This window comes from Staphylococcus sp. SB1-57 (genome assembly GCF_017086425.1).
In the GTDB taxonomy this organism is placed as follows: Bacteria; Bacillota; Bacilli; order Staphylococcales; family Staphylococcaceae; genus Staphylococcus; species Staphylococcus warneri_A.
Window position 1 is genome coordinate 1278067 of the sequence record NZ_CP070964.1, and the last position, 22671, is coordinate 1300737.

General features: G+C 32.8%; 22 protein-coding genes. 20 read left to right on the forward strand and 2 right to left on the reverse strand.

All coding sequences use genetic code 11. From position 1 onward, the window contains the following. The first annotated feature begins 29 nt into the window (after nucleotides 1–29). The 20 genes from JX000_RS06365 (at nucleotide 30) to JX000_RS06460 (ending at nucleotide 19668) form a co-directional block, all read left to right on the forward strand. Nucleotides 30–602, forward strand: a complete 573-nt coding sequence (locus JX000_RS06365; protein ID WP_206140523.1) for a heptaprenyl pyrophosphate synthase subunit A — start codon at nucleotides 30–32, stop codon at nucleotides 600–602. Nucleotide 603: 1 nt separating this feature from the next. Then, nucleotides 604–1311: a demethylmenaquinone methyltransferase gene (locus JX000_RS06370; RefSeq protein ID WP_206140524.1), complete on the forward strand. Its 708-nt coding sequence runs from the start codon at nucleotides 604–606 to the stop codon at nucleotides 1309–1311. A 20-nt stretch (nucleotides 1312–1331) separates the two neighbouring features. Then, nucleotides 1332–2291 (forward strand): polyprenyl synthetase family protein, encoded by a 960-nt coding sequence (locus tag JX000_RS06375; RefSeq protein ID WP_049425243.1) that lies wholly within the window; start codon nucleotides 1332–1334, stop codon nucleotides 2289–2291. Between the two features lie 133 nt (nucleotides 2292–2424). Then, entirely contained in the window at nucleotides 2425–2874 is a 450-nt protein-coding gene (ndk, locus tag JX000_RS06380; protein ID WP_002451137.1) for a nucleoside-diphosphate kinase, read from the forward strand. A 259-nt stretch (nucleotides 2875–3133) separates the two neighbouring features. Further along, complete coding sequence (gene aroC, locus JX000_RS06385; RefSeq protein ID WP_037552078.1) at nucleotides 3134–4300, forward strand: chorismate synthase; 1167 nt, start codon at nucleotides 3134–3136, stop codon at nucleotides 4298–4300. Between the two features lie 24 nt (nucleotides 4301–4324). Beyond that, nucleotides 4325–5389 carry a 3-dehydroquinate synthase gene (aroB, locus tag JX000_RS06390; RefSeq protein ID WP_002451139.1) on the forward strand — a complete coding sequence of 355 codons (1065 nt, stop codon included), beginning with the start codon at nucleotides 4325–4327 and terminating at the stop codon, nucleotides 5387–5389. Between the two features lie 11 nt (nucleotides 5390–5400). Continuing rightward, a complete protein-coding gene (gene aroA / locus JX000_RS06395; protein WP_124224722.1) occupies nucleotides 5401–6699 on the forward strand; it encodes a 3-phosphoshikimate 1-carboxyvinyltransferase in 1299 nt (432 codons plus the stop codon). A 5-nt stretch (nucleotides 6700–6704) separates the two neighbouring features. Next, complete coding sequence (locus JX000_RS06400) at nucleotides 6705–7949, forward strand: tetratricopeptide repeat protein (RefSeq protein ID WP_124224723.1); 1245 nt, start codon at nucleotides 6705–6707, stop codon at nucleotides 7947–7949. Between the two features lie 15 nt (nucleotides 7950–7964). Next, a complete protein-coding gene (locus JX000_RS06405; RefSeq protein WP_124224724.1) occupies nucleotides 7965–8540 on the forward strand; it encodes a YpiB family protein in 576 nt (191 codons plus the stop codon). Beyond that, entirely contained in the window at nucleotides 8530–9126 is a 597-nt protein-coding gene (locus tag JX000_RS06410) for a DUF1405 domain-containing protein (protein ID WP_124224725.1), read from the forward strand. Before JX000_RS06405 ends, JX000_RS06410 begins: the two co-directional genes overlap by 11 nt. Before the next feature lie 44 nt (nucleotides 9127–9170). Next, the gene (locus JX000_RS06415) at nucleotides 9171–9866 is read left to right on the forward strand and encodes a zinc metallopeptidase (RefSeq protein WP_002451145.1); all 696 of its coding nucleotides are present in this window, start codon (nucleotides 9171–9173) and stop codon (nucleotides 9864–9866) included. Nucleotides 9867–10033: 167 nt separating this feature from the next. Further along, on the forward strand, nucleotides 10034–10351 hold the full coding sequence (locus tag JX000_RS06420; RefSeq protein ID WP_049424119.1) for a nucleotide pyrophosphohydrolase: 318 nt from the start codon (nucleotides 10034–10036) through the stop codon (nucleotides 10349–10351). A 35-nt stretch (nucleotides 10352–10386) separates the two neighbouring features. Beyond that, nucleotides 10387–11526: an N-acetyl-alpha-D-glucosaminyl L-malate synthase BshA gene (gene bshA, locus JX000_RS06425; RefSeq protein WP_002451147.1), complete on the forward strand. Its 1140-nt coding sequence runs from the start codon at nucleotides 10387–10389 to the stop codon at nucleotides 11524–11526. Beyond that, entirely contained in the window at nucleotides 11519–12721 is a 1203-nt protein-coding gene (locus JX000_RS06430; RefSeq protein WP_002451148.1) for a CCA tRNA nucleotidyltransferase, read from the forward strand. The genes bshA and JX000_RS06430 overlap by 8 nt, the downstream gene beginning before the upstream one ends. Next, a complete protein-coding gene (locus JX000_RS06435) occupies nucleotides 12708–13679 on the forward strand; it encodes a biotin--[acetyl-CoA-carboxylase] ligase (RefSeq protein WP_206140525.1) in 972 nt (323 codons plus the stop codon). Before JX000_RS06430 ends, JX000_RS06435 begins: the two co-directional genes overlap by 14 nt. A gap of 24 nt (nucleotides 13680–13703) precedes the next feature. Beyond that, nucleotides 13704–16412, forward strand: coding sequence for a helicase C-terminal domain-containing protein (locus tag JX000_RS06440; protein ID WP_049424116.1), 2709 nt, complete (start codon nucleotides 13704–13706; stop codon nucleotides 16410–16412). A gap of 161 nt (nucleotides 16413–16573) precedes the next feature. Continuing rightward, nucleotides 16574–17866: an asparagine--tRNA ligase gene (gene asnS / locus JX000_RS06445; protein WP_002451151.1), complete on the forward strand. Its 1293-nt coding sequence runs from the start codon at nucleotides 16574–16576 to the stop codon at nucleotides 17864–17866. Nucleotides 17867–18000: 134 nt separating this feature from the next. Beyond that, nucleotides 18001–18687 carry a DnaD domain-containing protein gene (locus tag JX000_RS06450; RefSeq protein ID WP_002451152.1) on the forward strand — a complete coding sequence of 229 codons (687 nt, stop codon included), beginning with the start codon at nucleotides 18001–18003 and terminating at the stop codon, nucleotides 18685–18687. Continuing rightward, nucleotides 18677–19336, forward strand: a complete 660-nt coding sequence (gene nth, locus JX000_RS06455; protein WP_049424113.1) for an endonuclease III — start codon at nucleotides 18677–18679, stop codon at nucleotides 19334–19336. Before JX000_RS06450 ends, nth begins: the two co-directional genes overlap by 11 nt. Before the next feature lie 5 nt (nucleotides 19337–19341). Further along, entirely contained in the window at nucleotides 19342–19668 is a 327-nt protein-coding gene (locus JX000_RS06460; RefSeq protein WP_049424112.1) for a YpoC family protein, read from the forward strand. Between the two features lie 128 nt (nucleotides 19669–19796). On the opposite strand, the gene JX000_RS06465 is transcribed toward JX000_RS06460, so the two are convergent. Together JX000_RS06465 and recU are read right to left on the reverse strand one after the other, a co-directional pair. Further along, complete coding sequence (locus JX000_RS06465) at nucleotides 19797–22046, reverse strand: transglycosylase domain-containing protein (RefSeq protein ID WP_206140526.1); 2250 nt, start codon at nucleotides 22044–22046, stop codon at nucleotides 19797–19799. Next, nucleotides 22043–22669: a Holliday junction resolvase RecU gene (gene recU, locus JX000_RS06470; protein ID WP_002451156.1), complete on the reverse strand. Its 627-nt coding sequence runs from the start codon at nucleotides 22667–22669 to the stop codon at nucleotides 22043–22045. The genes JX000_RS06465 and recU overlap by 4 nt, the downstream gene beginning before the upstream one ends. Between the last annotated feature and the right edge of the window lie 2 nt (nucleotides 22670–22671).

Below are 22671 nucleotides of genomic sequence, written 5' to 3' on the forward strand. Positions count from 1 at the left end.
AAATAGTGATAATATCGTGAGGTGTGAACATGGAAACTACTGTCAATAAATTAAATATAGATATCAATCAAAGACTTAAGGGTATTGTTGATTATGAATCGATCCAAATCAACGAGAAGTTGGGGGATTTATTAGATTCATATGATTTACCAGAAAAAGCTAAGTTAGCTTGCCTCACAATCGACACTTCAATGAAACATTTAGATGATATATCTAACAGTGGGTTATCAAAACATTCAATTTTAGTTGGTGATCTACTTAGTGCACATTTCTATACTATTCTAGCTGAAATCAATGATCCAACATATCAGCTTGCAATGAGTAAAGCTATTGTTGAAGTAAGTGAGTTGAAATCATCACTTCATCAACATGTTTTAACTGATGATGAAGCTAGTAACGCCATATTTAAAGTTGAAACTTTATTCCCATATATTACGCTGTCACATTTTTGCGATGAAGAAAATGCTAATCGTATATATGAATTTTTATATGATGATGTACATGATTACTATCCATCATATTTAAAAAACTATAATAAAGAACGTATTAACCAAATAATGAAAGACATCAAACAAACGCTAGAAAAAAGAAGAGGTAATTAAGATGGCTGAAAATAATGCTAAAAAAGAACAAGTTCATACAGTTTTCCAAAACATATCAAAAAAATACGATAGATTGAATAATATCATTAGCTTCGAACAACACAAAGTTTGGAGAAATCGTGTTATGAAAGAAATGGCAGTAAAGAAAGGTAGTACAGCTTTAGATGTATGTTGTGGTACTGCCGATTGGACAATCGCATTAAGTAAAGCAGTAGGACCTCAAGGAGAGGTGACTGGATTAGATTTTAGTGAAAACATGTTAGAAGTTGGGAAAGAAAAGACCGCTCATATGGACAACATTCATTTAGTCCATGGTGATGCAATGAATTTACCTTTTGATGATGCATCATTTGATTATGTGACAATAGGGTTCGGTTTGAGAAATGTACCTGACTACTTAGGTGCACTCAAAGAGATGGAACGTGTGCTAAAACCAGGTGGCATGATTGTCTGTTTAGAGACTAGCCAACCAACTTTACCAGTATTCAAACAAGTTTATCGTTTATATTTCAAATTTGTAATGCCTATATTTGGTAAGTTATTCGCAAAATCTAAAGAAGAATACGAATGGTTACAACAATCAACCTTTGACTTCCCAGGTAAAGAAAAATTAAAACGACTATTTGAACAAGCAGGATTTAGTAATATTAAAGTACGTAGCTTCACAGGTGGCGTTGCTGCAATGCACCTTGGCTATAAACAAAAATGATCAGACCAAAGGTGATTAACGTGGCAAAGTTAAACATGAACAATGAAATAAAAAAAGTTGAAAAGCGTCTTGAACAAGCTATCCATAGTCAAGATAAAGTACTTGAAGAGGCTGCTTTTCATTTACTATCTTCAGGGGGGAAACGTGTAAGACCCGCTTTTGTTATACTTAGTAGCCAATTCGGTAAAGAAGAAGGCGTTTCTGAAGATACATACAAAGTAGCCGTCGCATTAGAACTTATTCATATGGCAACATTAGTTCATGATGATGTCATAGATAAAAGTGATAAACGTAGAGGCCGTTTAACTATATCTAAAAAATGGGATCAAACTACAGCTATTATTACAGGCAATTTTTTACTAGCATTAGGTCTACAACATTTATCAGAGATTAAAGACAAACGTGTTCATGAAATTTTATCAGAATCTATTGTAGATGTCTGTCGAGGAGAGCTATTTCAATTCCAAGATCAATTCAATAGCCAACAAACAATGACCAACTATTTACGACGAATCAACCGTAAAACTGCACTTTTAATTCAACTTGCTACCGAGGTGGGTGCAATCACAGCTGGCTCTGATATTAAAACGATTCACAAGTTAAAAATGATTGGTCATTACATTGGAATGAGTTTCCAAATTGTTGATGATATACTCGATTTTACGAGCACTGAAAAGAAACTAGGTAAACCTGTTGGTAGTGATTTAATGAATGGACATATCACTTTACCAGTATTACTTGAAATGAGAGATAATTCAGCATTTAGACAAATGATTGAAGAACTACATCCAAATAGTAATAAAGAACAGTTCGAAGCGTGTATCAATATCATTCGTCAATCTAATAATATTCAAGTATCTAAAGATATAAGTGAAAAATACTTAGAAAAAGCATTAAATTTAATTGATGAATTAGAAGACAATCAAGCACGTCAATTATTTAAAAAGTTAATTAAAAAAATGGGCTCTCGAAACGTGTAAAGCATGTAAATCAACTTGAAAGCGCTTTAAATTATTGGTATGATAATAGTTAGCTAGGTTATTAATAGCCGGACAAGTCAACTTATACATACACTAGAAACTTGTTACATTAAATTACAGGGGGACTACGCAGGTGGAACGTACATTTTTAATGATTAAACCAGATGCAGTACAAAGAAATTTAATTGGAGAAATTATTTCTCGAATTGAAAACAAAGGATTAAAACTTGTAGGTGGTAAGTTAATGCAAGTACCACAAGAATTGGCAGAAAAACATTATGGTGAGCATGAAGGAAAACCTTTCTACAATAATTTAATCTCTTTCATTACTTCAGCACCAGTATTTGCAATGGTTGTTGAAGGTGAAGATGCTGTTGCAGTATCTCGTCACATTATCGGAAGCACAAATCCATCTGAGGCTGCTCCTGGTTCAATTAGAGGAGATTTAGGTTTAACAGTTGGTAGAAATATCATCCACGGTTCTGACTCTGTTGAATCAGCAGAAAGAGAAATTAACTTATGGTTCAAAGAAGAAGAAATCAGTAGTTACGAATCTCCTAGAGACGCTTGGTTGTACGAATAATATCAAACATAAAACGTTATTCATTTTATCCAAAGTGATGTGTCTATGACACATCACTTTTTTTATTTCTTCGACTTTTTTACGCTAAAACTCTATAATGATTAAATCTATTAATCAATCATATTTATGGAAATTTAAATATTTTAAAATCAATAAATATAGCGATCGTTTGCTAAACTTATATTGATTTATTGATTATGATATGATTAAACCAATATAATAATTTATAAACGAACTCAATGGAAAGGAGTGTGCTTTGATGAGATATTTAACTTCCGGTGAATCACATGGCCCACAACTAACAGTAATTATTGAAGGTGTCCCAGCTAATTTAGAAATTAAAGCTGAAGATATTAATAAAGAGATGTTTAAGAGACAAGGTGGATACGGCAGAGGACGTCGCATGCAGATTGAAAAAGATGCAATTGAAATTGTTTCAGGTGTAAGAAATGGTTATACCCTAGGTAGTCCCATCACACTTGTTGTTACAAACGATGACTTTACACATTGGAGAAAAATTATGGGTGCTGCGCCAATTAGTGATGAAGAAAGAGAAAATATGAAACGTACAATTACTAAACCTAGACCAGGTCATGCAGACTTGATTGGTGGTATGAAGTACAACCATCGTGATCTGCGTAATGTTTTAGAACGTTCATCAGCTAGAGAAACAGCTGCTCGTGTAGCTGTCGGCGCCGTCTCTAAAATATTATTAGAACAATTAGATATCCATATCTATAGTCGTGTGGTAGAAATTGGTGGTATTAAAGACGAAGGGCTATATGACGTTGAAACATTTAAATCTAATGTTGATAAAAATGATGTTCGTGTCATTAATGAAGATATCGCACAACAAATGAGAGATAAAATAGATCAAGCCAAAAAAGAAGGCGACTCAATCGGTGGTGTCGTTCAAGTTATGGCTGAAAATATGCCTGTAGGTATCGGTAGTTATGTCCACTATGATAGAAAATTAGATGGCCGTATTGCTCAAGGCGTTGTAAGTATCAATGCATTTAAAGGTGTAAGTTTCGGTGAAGGATTTAAAGCTGCTGAGAAACCAGGCAGTGAAATTCAAGATGAAATTATGTATAACGAAACCAAAGGATACTATAGAGCATCCAATCATTTAGGTGGTTTTGAAGGTGGTATGTCTAATGGAATGCCAATTATTGTCAATGGTGTGATGAAGCCAATACCAACTTTATATAAACCTTTAAACTCTGTAGATATCAATACCAAAGAAGATTTCAAAGCGACTATTGAAAGATCTGATAGTTGTGCTGTACCTGCAGCAAGTGTTGTTTGTGAACATGTCGTTGCATTCGAACTTGCTAAAGCATTATTAGAAGAATTTCAAGCTAATCATATCGACCAACTTAAAGCACAAATAGCAGAACGTAGACAATTAAATATCGAATTCTAATTCGTATAATTCAGGTGATTAAATATGAAGTTAAACACAACATACGCAAACAACAACTATCCTATAATTGTAGAACATGGCGCAATCAATCTATTAAATGAAATCAACCAATCATATGATCAATCATTTTTTATCATCGATGATACTGTATATCAATTATTTAAAAACAAGTTAGACCAATTGATTCAAGCCAATCATGCTACTAAAATAATCATACCATCAGGTGAACAAACAAAAACATTTGCACATTTCCATGACATCATTGAATCCATACTCAGTCATCAAATTACGCGTAATACATCAATTGTAGCTATTGGTGGTGGAGCAACAGGAGATTTTGCAGGATTCGTTGCATCAAGCTTATTAAGAGGCGTTGCATTTATACAAGTACCTACAACTATATTAGCACACGATTCAAGTATCGGAGGTAAGGTAGGTATTAATTCTCAACATGGTAAAAATCTGATAGGTGCCTTTTATCGTCCTAGTGCCGTTTTATATGATTTAGACTTTTTAACAACCTTACCTTATAGTGAAGTACTTAGTGGTTATGCGGAAGTTTATAAACATGCTTTACTCAATGGTGAAGCAGATACTAGGAAGATAGAACAACATTTTTCAAATAAAGATGCTTTAGCCTCATTAAATGATATGGAAACTTTTATTTATAAAGGGATTGAAACAAAGCTTAATATTGTAATTAATGATGAAAAAGAGCAAGGTGTTCGTAAATTTTTAAATTTAGGACATACCTTTGGACATGCAATAGAGTATAAATATAAAATTCCACATGGACATGCAGTTATGATTGGAATTGTGTATCAGTTTATAGTGGCAAATCATTTATTAAAAACAAACTACGATATTGATCATTACTTAAATTATTTAGATGCTTTAGCATATCCAATCCAAATCATTAAAGAACTTCATTTCGATGATATTTATCAATTTATGCTATTAGATAAAAAGAATAATCATGATGGTATTCAGATGGTATTATTAAAATCTTTAGGTAATGCAGTCGTTCAACACGTTGATCAATCTACACATTTAGCTGCATTTAAAGAACTCCAATCTAAAATTAAGTAGGTGAATAAATGATGTCGACTGCAGAAACAATTCAAATTAATGGGCCTTTAAAAGGCGAAATAGAAGTACCTGGTGATAAATCAATGACACATCGAGCAATTATGCTCGCATCATTAGCTACTGGTCAAACACAAATTCACAAACCTTTACTCGGTGAAGATTGTAAAAGAACAATGAATATTTTTAGACTTTTAGGTGTTTCAATTACTGAAGAAGAAGATAGATTAATCGTCGATTCACCTGGCTACCAACATTTTAAAACACCGCACCAAGTACTCTATACAGGTAATTCAGGAACTACCACACGCTTATTAGCCGGTCTACTGAGCGGTATTGGTATCGAAAGTGTTCTATCTGGAGATGTATCTATTGGTAAAAGACCCATGGATAGAGTGCTCAATCCTTTATTGAAAATGAATGCCAATATTTGTGGTGTAGAGGGTAACTATACACCACTCATTATTAAGCCTTCTGACATTAAAGGAATGACTTATACAATGGAAGTAGCGAGTGCTCAAGTGAAAAGTGCTATTTTATTCGCAAGCATTTTTTCAAATGAATCATCGAGTATTACTGAAATTGATGTGAGTCGTAACCACACAGAGACAATGTTTAATCATTTTAATATTCCTATTATTGTAAATGGTAAAACGATTGTCACAGAGCCTTTAGCAGTAAAACATATCAAACCACATGACTTCTATGTACCTGGTGATATTTCTTCAGCAGCCTTTTTCATCGTTGCAGCCTTAATAACACCTGGAAGTGATGTTACAATTCATAATGTTGGCATTAACCCAACACGTTCCGGTATCATAGATATCGTTCAACAAATGGGTGGTCGTATTGAATTATCTAATGTGACTAAAGAAGCTGAGCCAACTGCGTCTATTAGAGTTCAATACACACCTAATTTAAAGCCAATACAAATTCATGGAGAACTCGTACCAAGAGCCATAGATGAGTTGCCAGTGATTGCATTATTATGTACACAAGCATCTGGTACAAGCGTTATTAAAGATGCTGAAGAGTTGAAGGTTAAAGAAACCAATCGTATCGATACAACAGCAGACATGTTAAATCAATTAGGTTTCGAATTACAACCTACAAATGATGGCCTTATTATTCATCCGTCAGAATTTAAAACAAGTGTAACTGTAGATAGTCAAACCGATCACCGTATCGGTATGATGTTAGCTATCGCATCGTTACTAAGCTCAGAACCTTTAACGATTGAACAATTTGATGCAGTCAATGTTTCATTTCCAGGCTTCTTACCAAAATTAAAGCTTTTAGAAAATGAGGGATAATAGTAATGGAAGATATCTACAAATTAATAGACGATATCAATTTACAAAAATTAACAAATTTAGATACACGTGTGAATGAAGCGCTTAGTTCTAATAACGATGACGCACTATTCATATTAGGTGAAACGCTATATAATTTCGGCTTAACACCTCAAGGTTTAGAAGTTTTCAGAACGTTATATCATAGATATCCTGACGAAAGCGAACTACTCATCTACTTTATTGAAGGATTAATGTCAGAGAATCAAACTGATGAAGCGTTAGAATATTTAAGTCAAGTTGAAGTATCTACTGAAAAATTAATGCTTGAAGCAGACTTATATCAACAAATAAACATGCTCGAAGTCGCAATCGACAAGATACAGTCAGCCATCCAGCTAGAACCAAACGATCCTATTTTACATTTTGCTTTAGCAGAATTACTTTATTTTGATGGACAATACCTTCGTGCAACTACTGAATATGAAACAGTTCTCGAAACTGGTGAATACGAAGTCAATGGTATCAATCTGTTCTCAAGACAAGCAGATTGTAGTTTACAGAGTGGTAATTACAGCGATGCGATTCGATTATATGATGAAATTAATGAAACTGAAATGAATTCAGAAGACTATTTCAAAAAGGCAATAGCATATGAAAAAAATGATATAACACAAGAAGCTATTAAGATTATGAAATCATTATTATCTAAAGACCCTGATTTCTTACAAGGCTACTTCTACTTACAATCTTTATACGAAAATGAAAAAAATTATCCAGATGCGATTGAAATTGGTAAAGAAGGATTGCGACTGAGTCAATTTTATAAGGAATTAATGGTATCAACAGGCAGTCTTGAAATTGAACATGGCGATGCTAATGAAGGTGTTACTTTATTAAAACAAGCATTAGAAATAGATAATGCTTACCATGAACCATTACTTATTTTAAGTGATTTGTATAGAAGTGAAGAGGATTACGAAGCAATCATTGAATTATTAACTTATGTAGATGAAGAAGACCTAGATCCTGTATTTATGTGGCATTTAGCCTATGCATATGGACAAGAAGAACGAGATAAAGAAGCACAGCATTTCTTCGAATTGGCTTATCCTACACTTAAATCACAATCTGAATTTTTAAGCGACTACTATTTCTATTTATTAGAAATCGGTCAAAAAGATACAGCTAAATCAATACTAGATCAATTATTAGAAATGGATCCAAGCAATGAAACATGGCACGATGAAGCAATGCGCTTACAGTCTTAAAAGGGTGATTAATGAATGAATAACTCCCTAACTAAAATGAAACAAAGCTTTATCGAGTATCTTTTATTTCATTATGAATTTAAATCTCGTATCTCAGTTTGGGTATTAAATTATTTAAAAGCTAGTCCTAAAAAACTACAATATATTCACTTTGTTGATGAAGGTATCACGCATCATCAAACTTTACAAATTGCAGAAGTAGAATCACATGCTTCTGCAATTCAATTTAATGGTGAACAACTACAACTTGTAAATACGAATGAAATATTTGAATTGATAGCTAATAATGAAATTTCATTTGATATTCAATTGCAATTTTCAAATAAGCAACAACGTGAAAGTCGCTTAGATGATCTGATATTAGCACAATTAATTCATTCACCTAATTATTCATCATATGTACAAGATTTATATGCCATTTCGATAAATGAACGTAAACAGGCAACATTAATTGAGCGACTACAAGATAATATCGATTTAAGTCTTCAAATGAAAGAACAAGAACGATTTTATCAGCTTACTCAAATTCTGAACGTTCTAAAGACGAAACAAATGAATAGTGATAACGGAGACTCTGATGATGACAATTAAACAATATTGGGAAATTTCGTTGTACAATCGTCCATTTTTAATTTTTTTATTGATTTGCAATATATTAGGGACAATTTATGGTTACGATTGGTATAGTGGACAACTCTATATCACTCCAACATATTTTTTACCGTTTGTGCCTGATAGTCCAACCGCTTCATTATTTTTATCAATTGTGATTGGTTTGCTTTTACTTAATCGATCTTCATCTATCATCCAAGCACTCGCTTTTGTCACATTAGTTAAATATGGCGTGTGGGCGGTTATTATGAATATCATTATGTTTATCATTGACGGTGATATAACTATAAATGGACTTATGCTATTGTTATCTCACGGTATCATGGCACTTCAAGCCTTTTACTTTTATCCTCGTTTTAATATTACGACAATAGGCTTTATCGTCTCTTTCATTTGGGTGTTAGTGAACGATTATATTGATTACGTAAAAATGCAATTTCCTTATTATAAGTTTATTGCTTCCCATGTTGTAGAAATTGGAGTATTATCTATTTGTCTAAGTGTCATTTCACTAATTTTATATTTGTATTTAGAACGTATCATTAAAGTTAAATCATTTGATTAAAGTGCAATTTGACAGTAGAATATGATTAAAGGAGAGTGAGTTTATTGTCTTTAATATCAATGATTATTTATTTTGTAATATTAATGGTCATCCCTATGTGGGCACAACATAAAGTTAAATCTAATTATGAAAAATACTCACAGGTTAGATCCACTAGTGGTAAAACTGGTCGTGAAGTAGCTGAAGAGATTTTACATGCTAATGGCATTTACGATGTCGATGTAGTTAAAGGTGATGGCTTCTTAACAGACCACTATGACCCAAACAAAAAAGTTGTTTGTTTATCTCCTGCAAACTACGATAGACCTTCTGTTGCTGGTACAGCTATTGCAGCCCATGAATGTGGACACGCAATTCAACACCAACAAGGTTATGTTTTCTTAAGATTCAGATCAGCATTGGTACCTGTTGCCAACTTAGGTAGTTCCTTAAGTTATATGGTTATTATGTTAGGTATCGTGTTAACTGCATTAGGCAGTGCATTCGGATCTACTGCATTATGGATTGGTGCAGGTTTAATGTCACTTGCTGTTTTATTCTCAATTGTGACGTTACCAGTCGAATTCGACGCCAGTTCACGTGCAATGAAACAAATCACAGCATTGAATATCGTAAATGAGAAAGAGTACAAACACGCTAAGAAAGTATTATCAGCTGCAGCAATGACATATGTTGCATCTACTGCAGTAGCATTAGCTGAATTAGCTCGTATTATTTTAATCGCTAGATCAAGTGATTAATCTCGTCAGACTTAAATTTAGATACACATAATGGTTGATATCATCCAAGTGATGATATCAACCATTTTTTATTTAAAGCAAGCGCTCACTTTGATTGCACTAAGAATGCATATCACTTTATTTTGATATATACTATATTAGAAATGCATTCAAAGGAGAGACGTTAATTGAAATCAATGACTCAAATGCAAAAAGAAGTAGATGACTACATTAGTCAATTTAAAGCAGGTTATTTTTCTCCATTAGCTAATCTTGCTAGACTAACAGAGGAAGTCGGAGAATTATCTAGAGAAATCAACCATCAATATGGTGAAAAGAAAAAGAAGGATACAGAAGAAGAAAATACCATTAAAGCAGAATTAGGCGATAATCTATTTGTATTATTATGTATTGCCAATTCTCTAGATATCGATATGACAGAAAGTTTTAATGAAACAATGGACAAATTTAATACTCGAGATCATGATCGATTCGAAAGAAGATAAATAGTTAAAAATAATAAAGAAAGGATGGGTTATTGATGAAAATAGGTATTACTTGTTACCCGTCCATGGGTGGTTCAGGCATTATTGCTACAGAGTTAGGCATTAAAATGGCAGAAAGAGGACACGAAGTCCATTTTATAACTTCAAATATACCATTTAGAATCCGTAAACCATTACCAAATATGATTTTCCATCAAGTCGAAGTAAATCAATATGCCGTTTTCCAATATCCACCATACGATATTACATTAAGCACAAAAATTTCAGAAGTTATTAAAGAATATGATTTAGATATTCTACATATGCACTATGCTGTACCTCATGCCATCTGTGGTATTTTAGCGAAGCATATGTCAGGCAAAGATATTAAAATGATGACTACCTTACATGGCACAGATATTACTGTACTAGGCTATGATCATTCATTAAAAGGTGCTATTAAATTTGGTATTGAAGAAAGTGATATCGTTACAAGTGTGAGTCATTCATTAGCAGAACAAACAAAAGAAATTATTCATACTGACAAAGAAATTGTTCCAATTTATAATTTTGTAAGAGAAAATGAATTCCCTACACGACATGATGAAACATTTAAAACAGATTATGGTATTTCACCCAATGAAAAGGTACTCATACATGTTTCTAACTTTAGATCCGTCAAACGTATCGACACCATAATTGAAACGTTTGCTAAAGTTCATGAAAAAATACCAAGTAAATTAGTACTTTTAGGTGATGGGCCTGAACTTATTGATATGCGTCAAAAGACACGAGATTTAGGTGTAGAAGAACATGTCTTATTTTTAGGGAAACAAGACAATGTGAGCGCATTTTATCAATTGTCCGATTTAGTACTCTTATTAAGTGAAAAAGAAAGTTTTGGTTTAACACTGTTAGAAGCAATGAAAACAGGCGTCGTACCTATAGGGTCAAACGCAGGTGGAATTAAAGAAGTTATCAAACATGGTGAAACAGGCTATATTGTCGATGTAGGGGATAGCGAACAAGCAGCACAATATGCTATTAAACTGTTACAAGATCGCAAACTTTATGAACAATTTCAGTCACAAATGCTATTAGACATTGAGCAGCGTTTTGGTTCAGAATTAATTACTGACCAATATGAATATTATTATCGTAAAATGCTAAATAAAGGTGAGGACTTGCATGACTAATGAACTATTTGAGAGTGCTAAACCCATTTTAAACCAAATACAACAGCACGGGTATCAAGCATATTTTGTTGGTGGTTCTGTTAGAGATTACTTAATGCAACGTCCCATCCATGATATAGATATCACTACAAGTGCCACACCAGATGAAATTGAGTCCATATTCGATCATACGATACCTATAGGCAAAGAGCATGGAACGATTAATGTGGTATACAATCATGAAAATTATGAAGTAACTACATTCCGTGCAGAAGAAGAATATATTGATCACCGAAGACCTAGCGATGTACATTTTGTGCGAGATTTATATGAAGATGTACAACGTCGTGATTTTACCATCAACGCCATTGCAATGGATACAGATTATCAAACATTTGATTATTTTAATGGCGAAGATGATATTAAAAATGGCATTATCAGAACGGTGGGACAACCTACTGAACGATTTGAAGAAGATGCACTGCGCATATTACGAGGATTGCGTTTTCAATCACAACTTAATTTCAAAATTGAAAATCATACATTTAAAGCTATGGCAAATCAAATTGAAGATATTAAATATTTATCAATTGAACGTATCATTGTTGAGCTAAAAAAATTAATTTCTGGGCGAAATGTTGCTACGAGTTATCATCATCTCAATCAATTAAAGGCGTTTAACTATATACCTTATTTTCAAAATTTTGAAATGCATCTATTAAACATCGACGAACCGATGCATTTTGATACATGGATAGCATTGATTAACTCAAAATTTGATGAACAACAATCTTTGTCACCACTTAAAATAAGTAATAAAGAGAAGTCTCATATTAAACAACTAACAAACATTATTAGTCAATTACCAACCATTAGCACTAAAAAAGATTTAATAATGATGGTATACGACTATGATATCAATGATATATTAACTGTAATTGAGCTTAGTACGCTACTATCTAAGAATCAATTTGAGACACCCAATCCACTGATGATTAATCCACAGTCAATCATGGAAAGTTATCATCAATTACCAATACATGAACGACAACAACTTGCAGTGAATGGTAGTGATTTAATGCAACATTTAAATCAACGAGGTGGACCTTGGGTAAAAGATGTTTTACGACAAATAGAATGTGCAGTAATAACGAAACAAGTTATTAACACACACGATGAAATAATGAAATGGGTGGATAAACATGTCGAAATATAGTCAAGATGTCGTTAGAATGTTATATGAACATCAACCTGAATATATTTCAGGTCAATATATTGCAGATCAATTAAATATTTCAAGAGCAGCTGTTAAAAAAGTCATTGATCAATTAAAAATGAACGGGTGTCAAATAGAATCTATTAATCATAAAGGGCATTTACTGAAACAATTACCTGATCAATGGTACAGTGGCATTGTTAATCCATTTATTGAGCAACGTCACATATTTGACTATGTTGACGTTATGAGTACAGTTGATTCAACTCAACTCAAAGCAAAGCAAGCACTAGTAGGGAACCAGGATTCATTTATTATTTTAAGCGACGAACAAACGAAAGGGCGTGGACGTTTCAATAGATATTGGCGTTCTAGTAAAGGGAAAGGACTTTGGATGTCGATTGTCCTACGTCCCGATGTACCATATGCAATGATTCCTAAATTCAATTTATTTATAGCATTAGGTATAAGAGATGCGATACAACAATTTTCAAAGCATGATGTAACAATAAAATGGCCAAACGATATATACATAGATGGCAAAAAAGTATGTGGTTTTTTAACTGATATGGTTGCTAATTATGATGCTATTGAAGCAATTATATGTGGTATAGGCATTAATATGAATCATGACGTTTCTGATTTTGATGAAGAGATTCAGCATAGCGCAACCAGTATACGAATTCATTCTGAAAATAACTTTAATAGATATGAATTTCTAGATGTATTAACTCAAAATATTGAATGCCGCTATCAACAATTTTTGACTGTTCCATTTGAAGAGATCAGAGAAGAATATATCGCTGCAACAAATATGTGGAATAAACAATTGCGCTTTACTGAAAATGATAAACAATTTATTGGCGAAGCAATAGATATCGACCATGATGGATTCTTAATGGTGAAAGATGATGAGGGGCAACTTAGAAGGTTAATCAGTGCAGATATAGAATTATAACAAAGTTAACTAGGAGAGATAGCTATGGGCATAGCAACATATGCAGTTGTTGATTTGGAAACAACAGGTAATCAACTTGATTATGATGATATTATTCAAATTGGCATTACATTCGTTCGACAAAACAAAATAATAGGTACATATCATTCAATGATCAGAACTGATTTGGATATACCACCGTTTATTCAAGCACTCACTTCTATAGAAGAAACAATGCTTGAAAAGGCACCGTATTTCAAAGAAATTGCCCATGATATTTATCAACAATTACAAGATTGTGTATTTGTTGCACATAATGTCGCCTTTGATTTAAATTTCATTAAAAAGGCATTTAAAAATTGCAATATCAAATACCGTCCAAAACGTGTGTTGGATACATTAGAGCTATTTAAAATTGCATTTCCAACTGATAAAAGCTATCAACTTAGCGAATTAGCTGAGGCGCATGATATTCCTTTAAACAATGCACATAGAGCTGATGAAGATGCGACAACTACAGCTCAACTCATGATTAAAGCCTTCGAAAAGTTCGAACAATTACCATTAGATACATTAAAACAATTATATTACTTAAGTAAGGACTTAAAATATGATTTATATCACATTTTATTTGAAATGGTACGCCAACATAATAACGTGGCATTAGACAGTCAATATGGTCAATTCGAACAAATCATCTATAAAAAGCAAGTCGATTTAAAAGGGCCAGTTACAGAATTTAACGGATCATTGAAAACATTATATAAAAAAGCAACAAAACAATTAGGCTTAACCTATCGACCACAACAACTCTATTTGTCTGAAATCATATTAGAACAACTTATGCATAGTGAAAAAGCAATGATAGAAGCGCCTCTTGGAAGCGGTAAATCATTAGCTTATCTATTAGCAGCGTTAATGTATAATATTGAAACTGGTAGACATGTGATGATTTCAACAAATACCAAATTATTACAAAGTCAGTTATTAGAAAAGGATATTCCAGCGCTCAATCAAGCACTTGATTTTAAAGTCAATGCTACATTAATTAAGAGCAAAAATGACTATATCTCTTTAGGCTTAATTAGCCAAATCCTAAAAGAAGAAACGAATAATTACGAAGTTAGTATTCTTAAAATGCAATTATTAATATGGATTACTGAAACACAAACAGGTGATATTCAAGAATTGAATTTAAAAGGCGGACAGAAAATGTATTTCGATCAGAAGATTGAAACCTATGTGCCAGTCCGTCATGATATACATTACTATAATTATCTCAAACGTAATGCGCAGAACATCCAAATTGGTATTACTAACCATGCACATCTAATCCATTCGGATGCTGAAAATTCTATATATCAATTGTTTGATGATTGTATCATTGATGAAGCACATCGATTACCAGATTATGCTCTTAATCAAGTAACTAATGAGTTAAACTATGCAGATATTAAATATCAGTTGGGCTTAATTGGTAAAAACGAAAATGAAAAACTTCTAAAAGCCATTGATCATTTAGAACAACAACGTATTTTAGAAAAGCTAGATATTGCACCCATCGATGTGTTTGGTTTGAAATCTAATATTAATGACATACATGATCTTAATGAACGTTTATTTGACGATATTTATGATATCGTACAAAGCTCAGACGTTTATGACGACGATATTCATAAATATCACTATGTCTATGAATTTGAAAATGACCAAATTCTGAAGGACTTGCATCTTTTAATAAACAAACTTAATAAAACATTAGAAGTCTTTAATGGTATGAGTCATAAAACGATTAAAACAATGCGTAAACAGCTACTATATCTAAAAGAACGCTTTAGACAAATAGAACAAAGTTTAAAAAATCATCATACAAGCTTTATCTCTATTAAAAACTTAAGTCAGAAATCCACTATACGCTTATTCGTTAAAGATTACGCTGTTAAAGACATTTTGACGCAACAAGTATTAGATAAATTTAATGCTTTAACATTTATTTCAGGTACATTAACATTCAATCATTCATTCGATTCCTTCAAAAATTGGTTCAATAAGGATATTCAATTTAATACGTATGAAGTCACGACATCAGTTCAAAATACTAAAAATACGAATGTTTTTATACCATCAGATGTGGCACCTTATAACTATAAAAATATTGATGATTATGTCGCATCCATTGTCAATTATGTTATAGAATATACCAACACTACCGAATCTAAATGTCTCATATTATTTACAAGCTATAAAATGATGCATATGGTTCAAGATATGTTAAATGAATTACCAGAATTTGAGGATTATGTCATCTTAACACAGCAACAAAATCAAAATTACAAAATCGTTCAACAATTTAATCACTTCGATAAATCTATATTACTAGGCACCTCTACGTTCTTTGAAGGATTTGACTTTCAAGCAAATGGCATCAAATGTGTCATGATTGCTAAATTGCCATTTATGAATAAAAACAATGCCAAATATTGGCTAATGGATTCAGAATTTGAATCTACCTTCAAAGATTATGTATTACCTGATGCCGTTACCCGATTTAGACAAGGGTTAGGTCGTTTAATACGACATGAAAATGATAAAGGATTAATTGTGTCATTCGATGATCGCTTAGTAAATAGTAATTATAAAAGTTTCTTTGAACAAACATTAGAAAATTATCGCCAGAAAAAGGGTGATTTGAATCAATTTAGTAAATTATTGAAGCAAATTCAAAAGACAGTTGATAAAGACATCAATCAATAATCAAAATGGTAATCACGCTTCACTGTGATTACCATTTTAAATTCATATCATATTTAAATCGTGAGTATATGCACATACTTTTAATTCAAGTTGTAGAAGTTACCTACATATTTTGTTAAAATAAACAGGTATTGAAAAAAGATAAAAATAGGAGACTGGTTATGAAAACAACGATTAAACAAGCAAAGCAACATCTTAACCAAGAAGTGACAATCGGTGCTTGGTTAACTAACAAACGTTCAAGTGGTAAAATTGCGTTTTTACAATTACGTGATGGAACTGGATTTATGCAAGGTGTCGTAGTTAAATCTGAAGTAGACGAAGACGTTTTTAACTTATCTAAAGAAATTACACAAGAGTCTTCTTTATATGTAACAGGTACAATTACAGAGGATAATCGTTCAGACTTAGGTTATGAAATGCAAGTAAAATCTATCGAAGTCATTCACGAAGCACATGATTATCCAATCACACCAAAGAACCATGGTACAGAGTTCTTAATGGATCATCGTCACTTATGGTTACGTTCTAAAAAACAACATGCCGTGATGAAAATTAGAAATGAAATCATTAGAGCAACATATGAGTTCTTTAATGAAAATGGTTTCACTAAAATTGATCCACCTATTTTAACAGCGAGTGCACCAGAAGGTACAAGTGAATTATTCCATACAAAATATTTTGATGAAGATGCCTTCTTATCACAAAGTGGACAATTATATATGGAAGCAGCAGCAATGGCACATGGTCGCGTATTTTCATTTGGTCCAACTTTCAGAGCTGAAAAATCAAAAACAAGACGTCATTTAATTGAATTCTGGATGATTGAACCAGAAATGGCATTTACTGAACACGCAGAAAGCTTAGAAGTACAAGAACAATATGTTGCACATGTCGTTCAATCAGTACTTAAAAATTGTCAGTTAGAGCTTAAAGCATTAGATCGTGACACTTCTAAATTAGAAAAAGTAGCAGCGCCATTCCCAAGAATAACGTATGATGATGCTGTTAAGTTCTTGAAAGAAGAAGGCTTCGATGATATCGAGTGGGGCGAAGATTTCGGTGCACCACATGAAACAGCTATTGCAAATCATTATGACTTACCAGTATTTATCACAAATTACCCAACTAAAATTAAGCCATTCTATATGCAACCAAATCCAGATAATGAAGATACTGTATTATGTGCTGATTTAATTGCACCAGAAGGTTACGGTGAAATTATTGGTGGTTCTGAACGTATTAATGATTTAGAATTACTAGAACAACGTATTAATGAACACGAATTAGATCCAGAAGCCTATAGTTATTACCTAGATTTACGCCGCTATGGTAGCGTACCTCACAGTGGTTTTGGACTTGGTTTAGAACGTACTGTTGCTTGGATCTCTGGTGTAGAACACGTGCGAGAAACGTCACCATTCCCACGTTTATTAAATCGTTTATACCCATAATATTGAATGAATTCAATTTAGATAGATACTACACTTATTAAGCCTGGGACATAAAATCATGTCACAGGCTAGATTTTTATATTAGCTATATCTTGTATAATTTCTTAAGTACAAATAATGATGGGAGGGGTAAGATGGATAAATTTCAATTAAAAACGAGACCTGTCGTTATTCGGCGAGAATTGCTTGATCATTATAGTGAATTAGGATTAGATGAACAAGACTTAATTATATTAATTAAACTCATCTATGCATCTGAAACATCAAACAAGCAACCATCTATAGAATTATTACAAAAAGGGTCTAATATGCAACCACGTGAAGTAACGGCAGTTATTCAAAATTTAATTCAACGTGAACTCTTAGAATTAAATGTTAATAAAGATGAAGAAGGTCGCTTCACTGAATACATGAATTTAGATCCTTTTTATGAGAAATTAAGTCAATTACTCAAAAAAGAAACAATGACTACCAATGTACAAAGCGATAAAGAAAAGTTTAAAACTTTATTCCAAATGATTGAGCAAACCTTTGCGAGACCTTTATCACCTTATGAAATAGAAACATTAAATCAATGGATCGATGTTGATCAACACGATATTGATATTATTCAAGCAGCACTAGATGAAGCCAATAGTCAGAACAAGTTAAGCTTTAAATATATGGATCGTATATTATTAAATTGGAAGAAGAATAATGTTAAAACAATCGATGATTCAAAAGAAATTCGTAAACAATTTAATCAACCTAAAATGAAACATACAGTTAAAAAGGTGCCTAAATTTGATTGGCTAAATGGAGAGAAATCAGATGATAAGTAAGAAAAAAGCATTAGAAATGATTGATGTCATAGCAGATATGTTCCCAGATGCAGAATGCGAATTAAGACATGATAATGCATTCGAACTCACAATTGCCGTGCTCTTATCAGCACAATGTACGGATATCTTAGTCAATAAAGTAACTAAATCATTATTTGCTAAATATAAAACACCCGAAGACTATTTGAATGTCAGTGATGAGGAATTACAAAACGATATTAAATCAATTGGATTATATAGAAATAAAGCCAAAAATATCAAAAAATTATGTCAGTCATTATTAAACAAGTTTGATGGTGAAATTCCACAAACACATCAAGAGTTAGAAAGTTTAGCAGGTGTAGGACGTAAAACTGCAAACGTAGTCATGAGTGTTGCATTTAACGAACCTTCACTTGCTGTCGATACCCATGTAGAACGAGTATCTAAACGATTAGGTATTAACCGTTGGAAAGATAATGTGAGACAAGTTGAAGATAGACTTTGCTCTGTCATACCTAAAGAACGATGGAACAAAAGTCACCATCAACTCATTTTCTTTGGGAGATATCATTGCTTAGCTCGTAAGCCTAAATGTGATATTTGTCCTTTATTCAATGATTGTAGAGAAGGCCAGAAACGATATAAAGCAAGTTTGAAAGAAGTGTGAAATAAATGATTGAAAAACAGGACTTTGAGGAATTGGAACAACAACTTGATACATTAGCAAGTCAAAAAAAGTTAAATTCATCAGAAGCTAAACCTTTACTCGATGACTATTTTGATATGATTATAGATTATTTTAAGCAAATTAATGAAATCAGTGATTTTGACTTAGCTTTATTAGATGATTATCCAGTTGTTCCAATGAACTTTTCAGAGCGTTATCAATATATACAAGCTCGAAAATATCATTTTATGGGATATAGACAAATGAAAACTTTAAAAACAGAGCTGATTAAAATGAATGCCTCATATCAAATTCGAAAAAAGAGAAAATAAAAGATTAGAAGTACTTTATCATAAACTCGCTAACTAGACATATTTGTCATTAGCGAGTTTATTTGTATATTCGGACATAAAAAAAAAGCACAAACCTTGTTGTAAGGTTTGTGCTTTTCGTCTATGAGTTATGATGCTTTATTGTTAAATATCGCATTAAAACTGAATAGACGAGTTAAGGCATTGCCACTTTGTTGTTGTGAGCTAGTACCTTGTTGTTGTGAACTGCCATTTGAACTATTTGATGAACCATTTGATCCGTTTGTGTTACTACTGTTAGATGATGAAGAATCGCTGTCACCATGCGTACTCTTATTAGTAGTATCGTTGTCAGGGTGACCACTAACAGATAATGAGTCTGGATCGCTACCTTCAACTGAGCTTGGTTTTTCAAAGTCTTTACCATCTCTAGATGAAATGTCTGACATAACGTCTTCGAATAGGTATTGTGGATATTCTTGTTCTGAATGTCCAACGAATGAGTTTGTACCGTATTCTTTAACTTTGTTGAAGCCCATCCACACTGACATAGTGTATTGAGGTGAGAATCCGTTAATCCAAACGTCTTTGGCTGCATTATCAGGTAAGTTATATTGACTATAAATTTCAGCACCATAAGTACCTGTACCTGTTTTAGCACCCATATTAATGCCAGATACACCGTGTCCATAAGCAGAACCGTAAGCTTTGAAAGTACCTTTAAGCATTTCAGCTAACATGTATGCTGTAGAATCTTTCATTGCTTTATGGCTTGTATGATCATATTCAATCGTATCGCCATCATGAGTGATAACTTTTTGAATTGAATGTGCATTGTTATACGTACCACCATTAGCAATTGCAGCAAATGCTGATGCTAATTGAGTAGGTGAGAATTCAGATGAAGAACCACCTAATACCTCAGAAGGTCCGATTTTACCTTCGTAATCTAAACCAACTTTAGATGCGAATTTCTTAGGTGCATCATTACCAGCATGTTCTTTTGTTTGTTGCCATGCTTTTAAGGCTGGAATATTGAAACTTTGACGTAAAGCATCATAGATGTTTACTGTACCATGACTCTTAGTATCATAGTTTCGGAATGTTGATCCATCAACTTGATATGATGATTCATCTTGAAGCGCATGGTTTGTTGCCCAATGCATATTTTCTATTGCTGGACCATAAGCTAAGAATGGTTTCAGTGATGAACCAGTAGGGTGAGCATCTGTAGCTTGGTTTCTGTCAACAACGTCTTTATAATTACGTCCACCAGAAATAGCTACTAAACCACCAGTTTTACTATCTAAGATAGTTGCACCAACTTGTTGGTCATCATTTTTGTAGAAGCTACCATTATTAATCTTATCTTGAAGCGTTTGTTGAACGTCTTTGTCCATATTAGTATAGATCTTAATACCACTTTGAAGAACGTTACCTAAGTTTTCATCTTTGAAATGTTTGTTATTCATTAATTCTGATTTAACAAAGTTCACATAAGATGCTAATTCAGGATCTTTTTCTTCAGTCGTATTTTGACGTTCTTTATCAGTTCTTTGAACTAAATTAGCTTTAAGATCGATTTTCTTAGCTTTTTCATATTCTTTGTCGCTAATTCTCTTATGCATATGCATTAAATATAGCACTGTATCTTTACGACTCTCAGCTTCTTTAGGATGATCATAAATATTATAATTATTAGGTACTTGTGGTAAACCAGCTAAGTATGCTTCTTCAGCTAAGTTTAAATCTTTAAGATCTTTATTAAAGTAGTACTTAGCAGCAGCTTTAACACCAGTTACACCATCAGAGTAGTAAATCTTATTCAAGTAAACTTGGAAGATTTCATCTTTACTATACTCTTGTTCTAAACGGTAAGAAAGGTAAGCTTCTTGTGCTTTACGACCGATAGATTTTTGTTGAGACAAGAATGCGTCTTTAACAACTTGTTGCGTTAAAGTAGAAGCACCCTGTGCACCAAATCCACCAGTTAAGTTTTTACCAACTGCACCGAATAGACGTTTATAGTCTAAAGCACCGTGATCATAGAAGCGATTATCTTCAGTAGCTAATACGGCATCTTTCATACCTTGTGGTACATCTTTGAGATTGACATGTTCATGACGTTGACCATAATCTAACGTCTTGACTAAGTCACCATTTTTATCATAAATCTTAGCAGGGATTGGATCCTCTAACTTAGATTCTGTAAAAGCAGGTGCTTTCCATGCATAATATGCAAATAGTAAGATACCGAGCAACAATAGAACAATAAAGGCAATAAACATAAAGCCAATAATCTTAATAATCGTTCTCTTCACATTTCTATTCTTTTTTTCGTCGGACTTCTCATTACTGCCATTTTTCTTAGGCTGAGAAGACCCTTTGTTTTCCGTCATACGCGGTCCTCACTTTCATCTAATATCAACTTATCAACTGCTTTGAGGTAATTCAATCTAGGTTGATACTGATAAGGAATATGGTAACCATTTTTTCGTATTTCATCAACTGTTATTGATTTTTTAATATCCTTTTGATATCTATCCCAAAAGAATTCAAATTTAGAATAAGGTAATAGATATACTTCATCAAGTGATTTAAATCTTATCATTAAAAAAACAATACCGTGTTGTTGGTATGTGTTTCTCATATGATCCACTTGATGATCATGAATATTATTCAAAGGAAATGATGTTTTGTTCTTCGTTTCCTTTGCTTCAAAATCAATATAATAGCCATTATAAACACCATTATAATCAGTTGTTGAAGGCGTACGAAAATAAGCTTCATTTATCACAGCTTTACTCCTTTTTGGATAATGAACATTCACTATCTGTACAGGCGTAGGTTTCTTGTGAATGACTGCGATGCCACGCTTTAAATAAAAAGCATTAGAATGCTCTATATCTTTTTCAAGTGACATACCTCGTCCGCCATACTCAATATTACTTGAGTTTGACGTCGATTTGCGTCCGTCCAAAGACTTATTTTCTTTGTATGGTTGACCATTAGGATAATTCATAT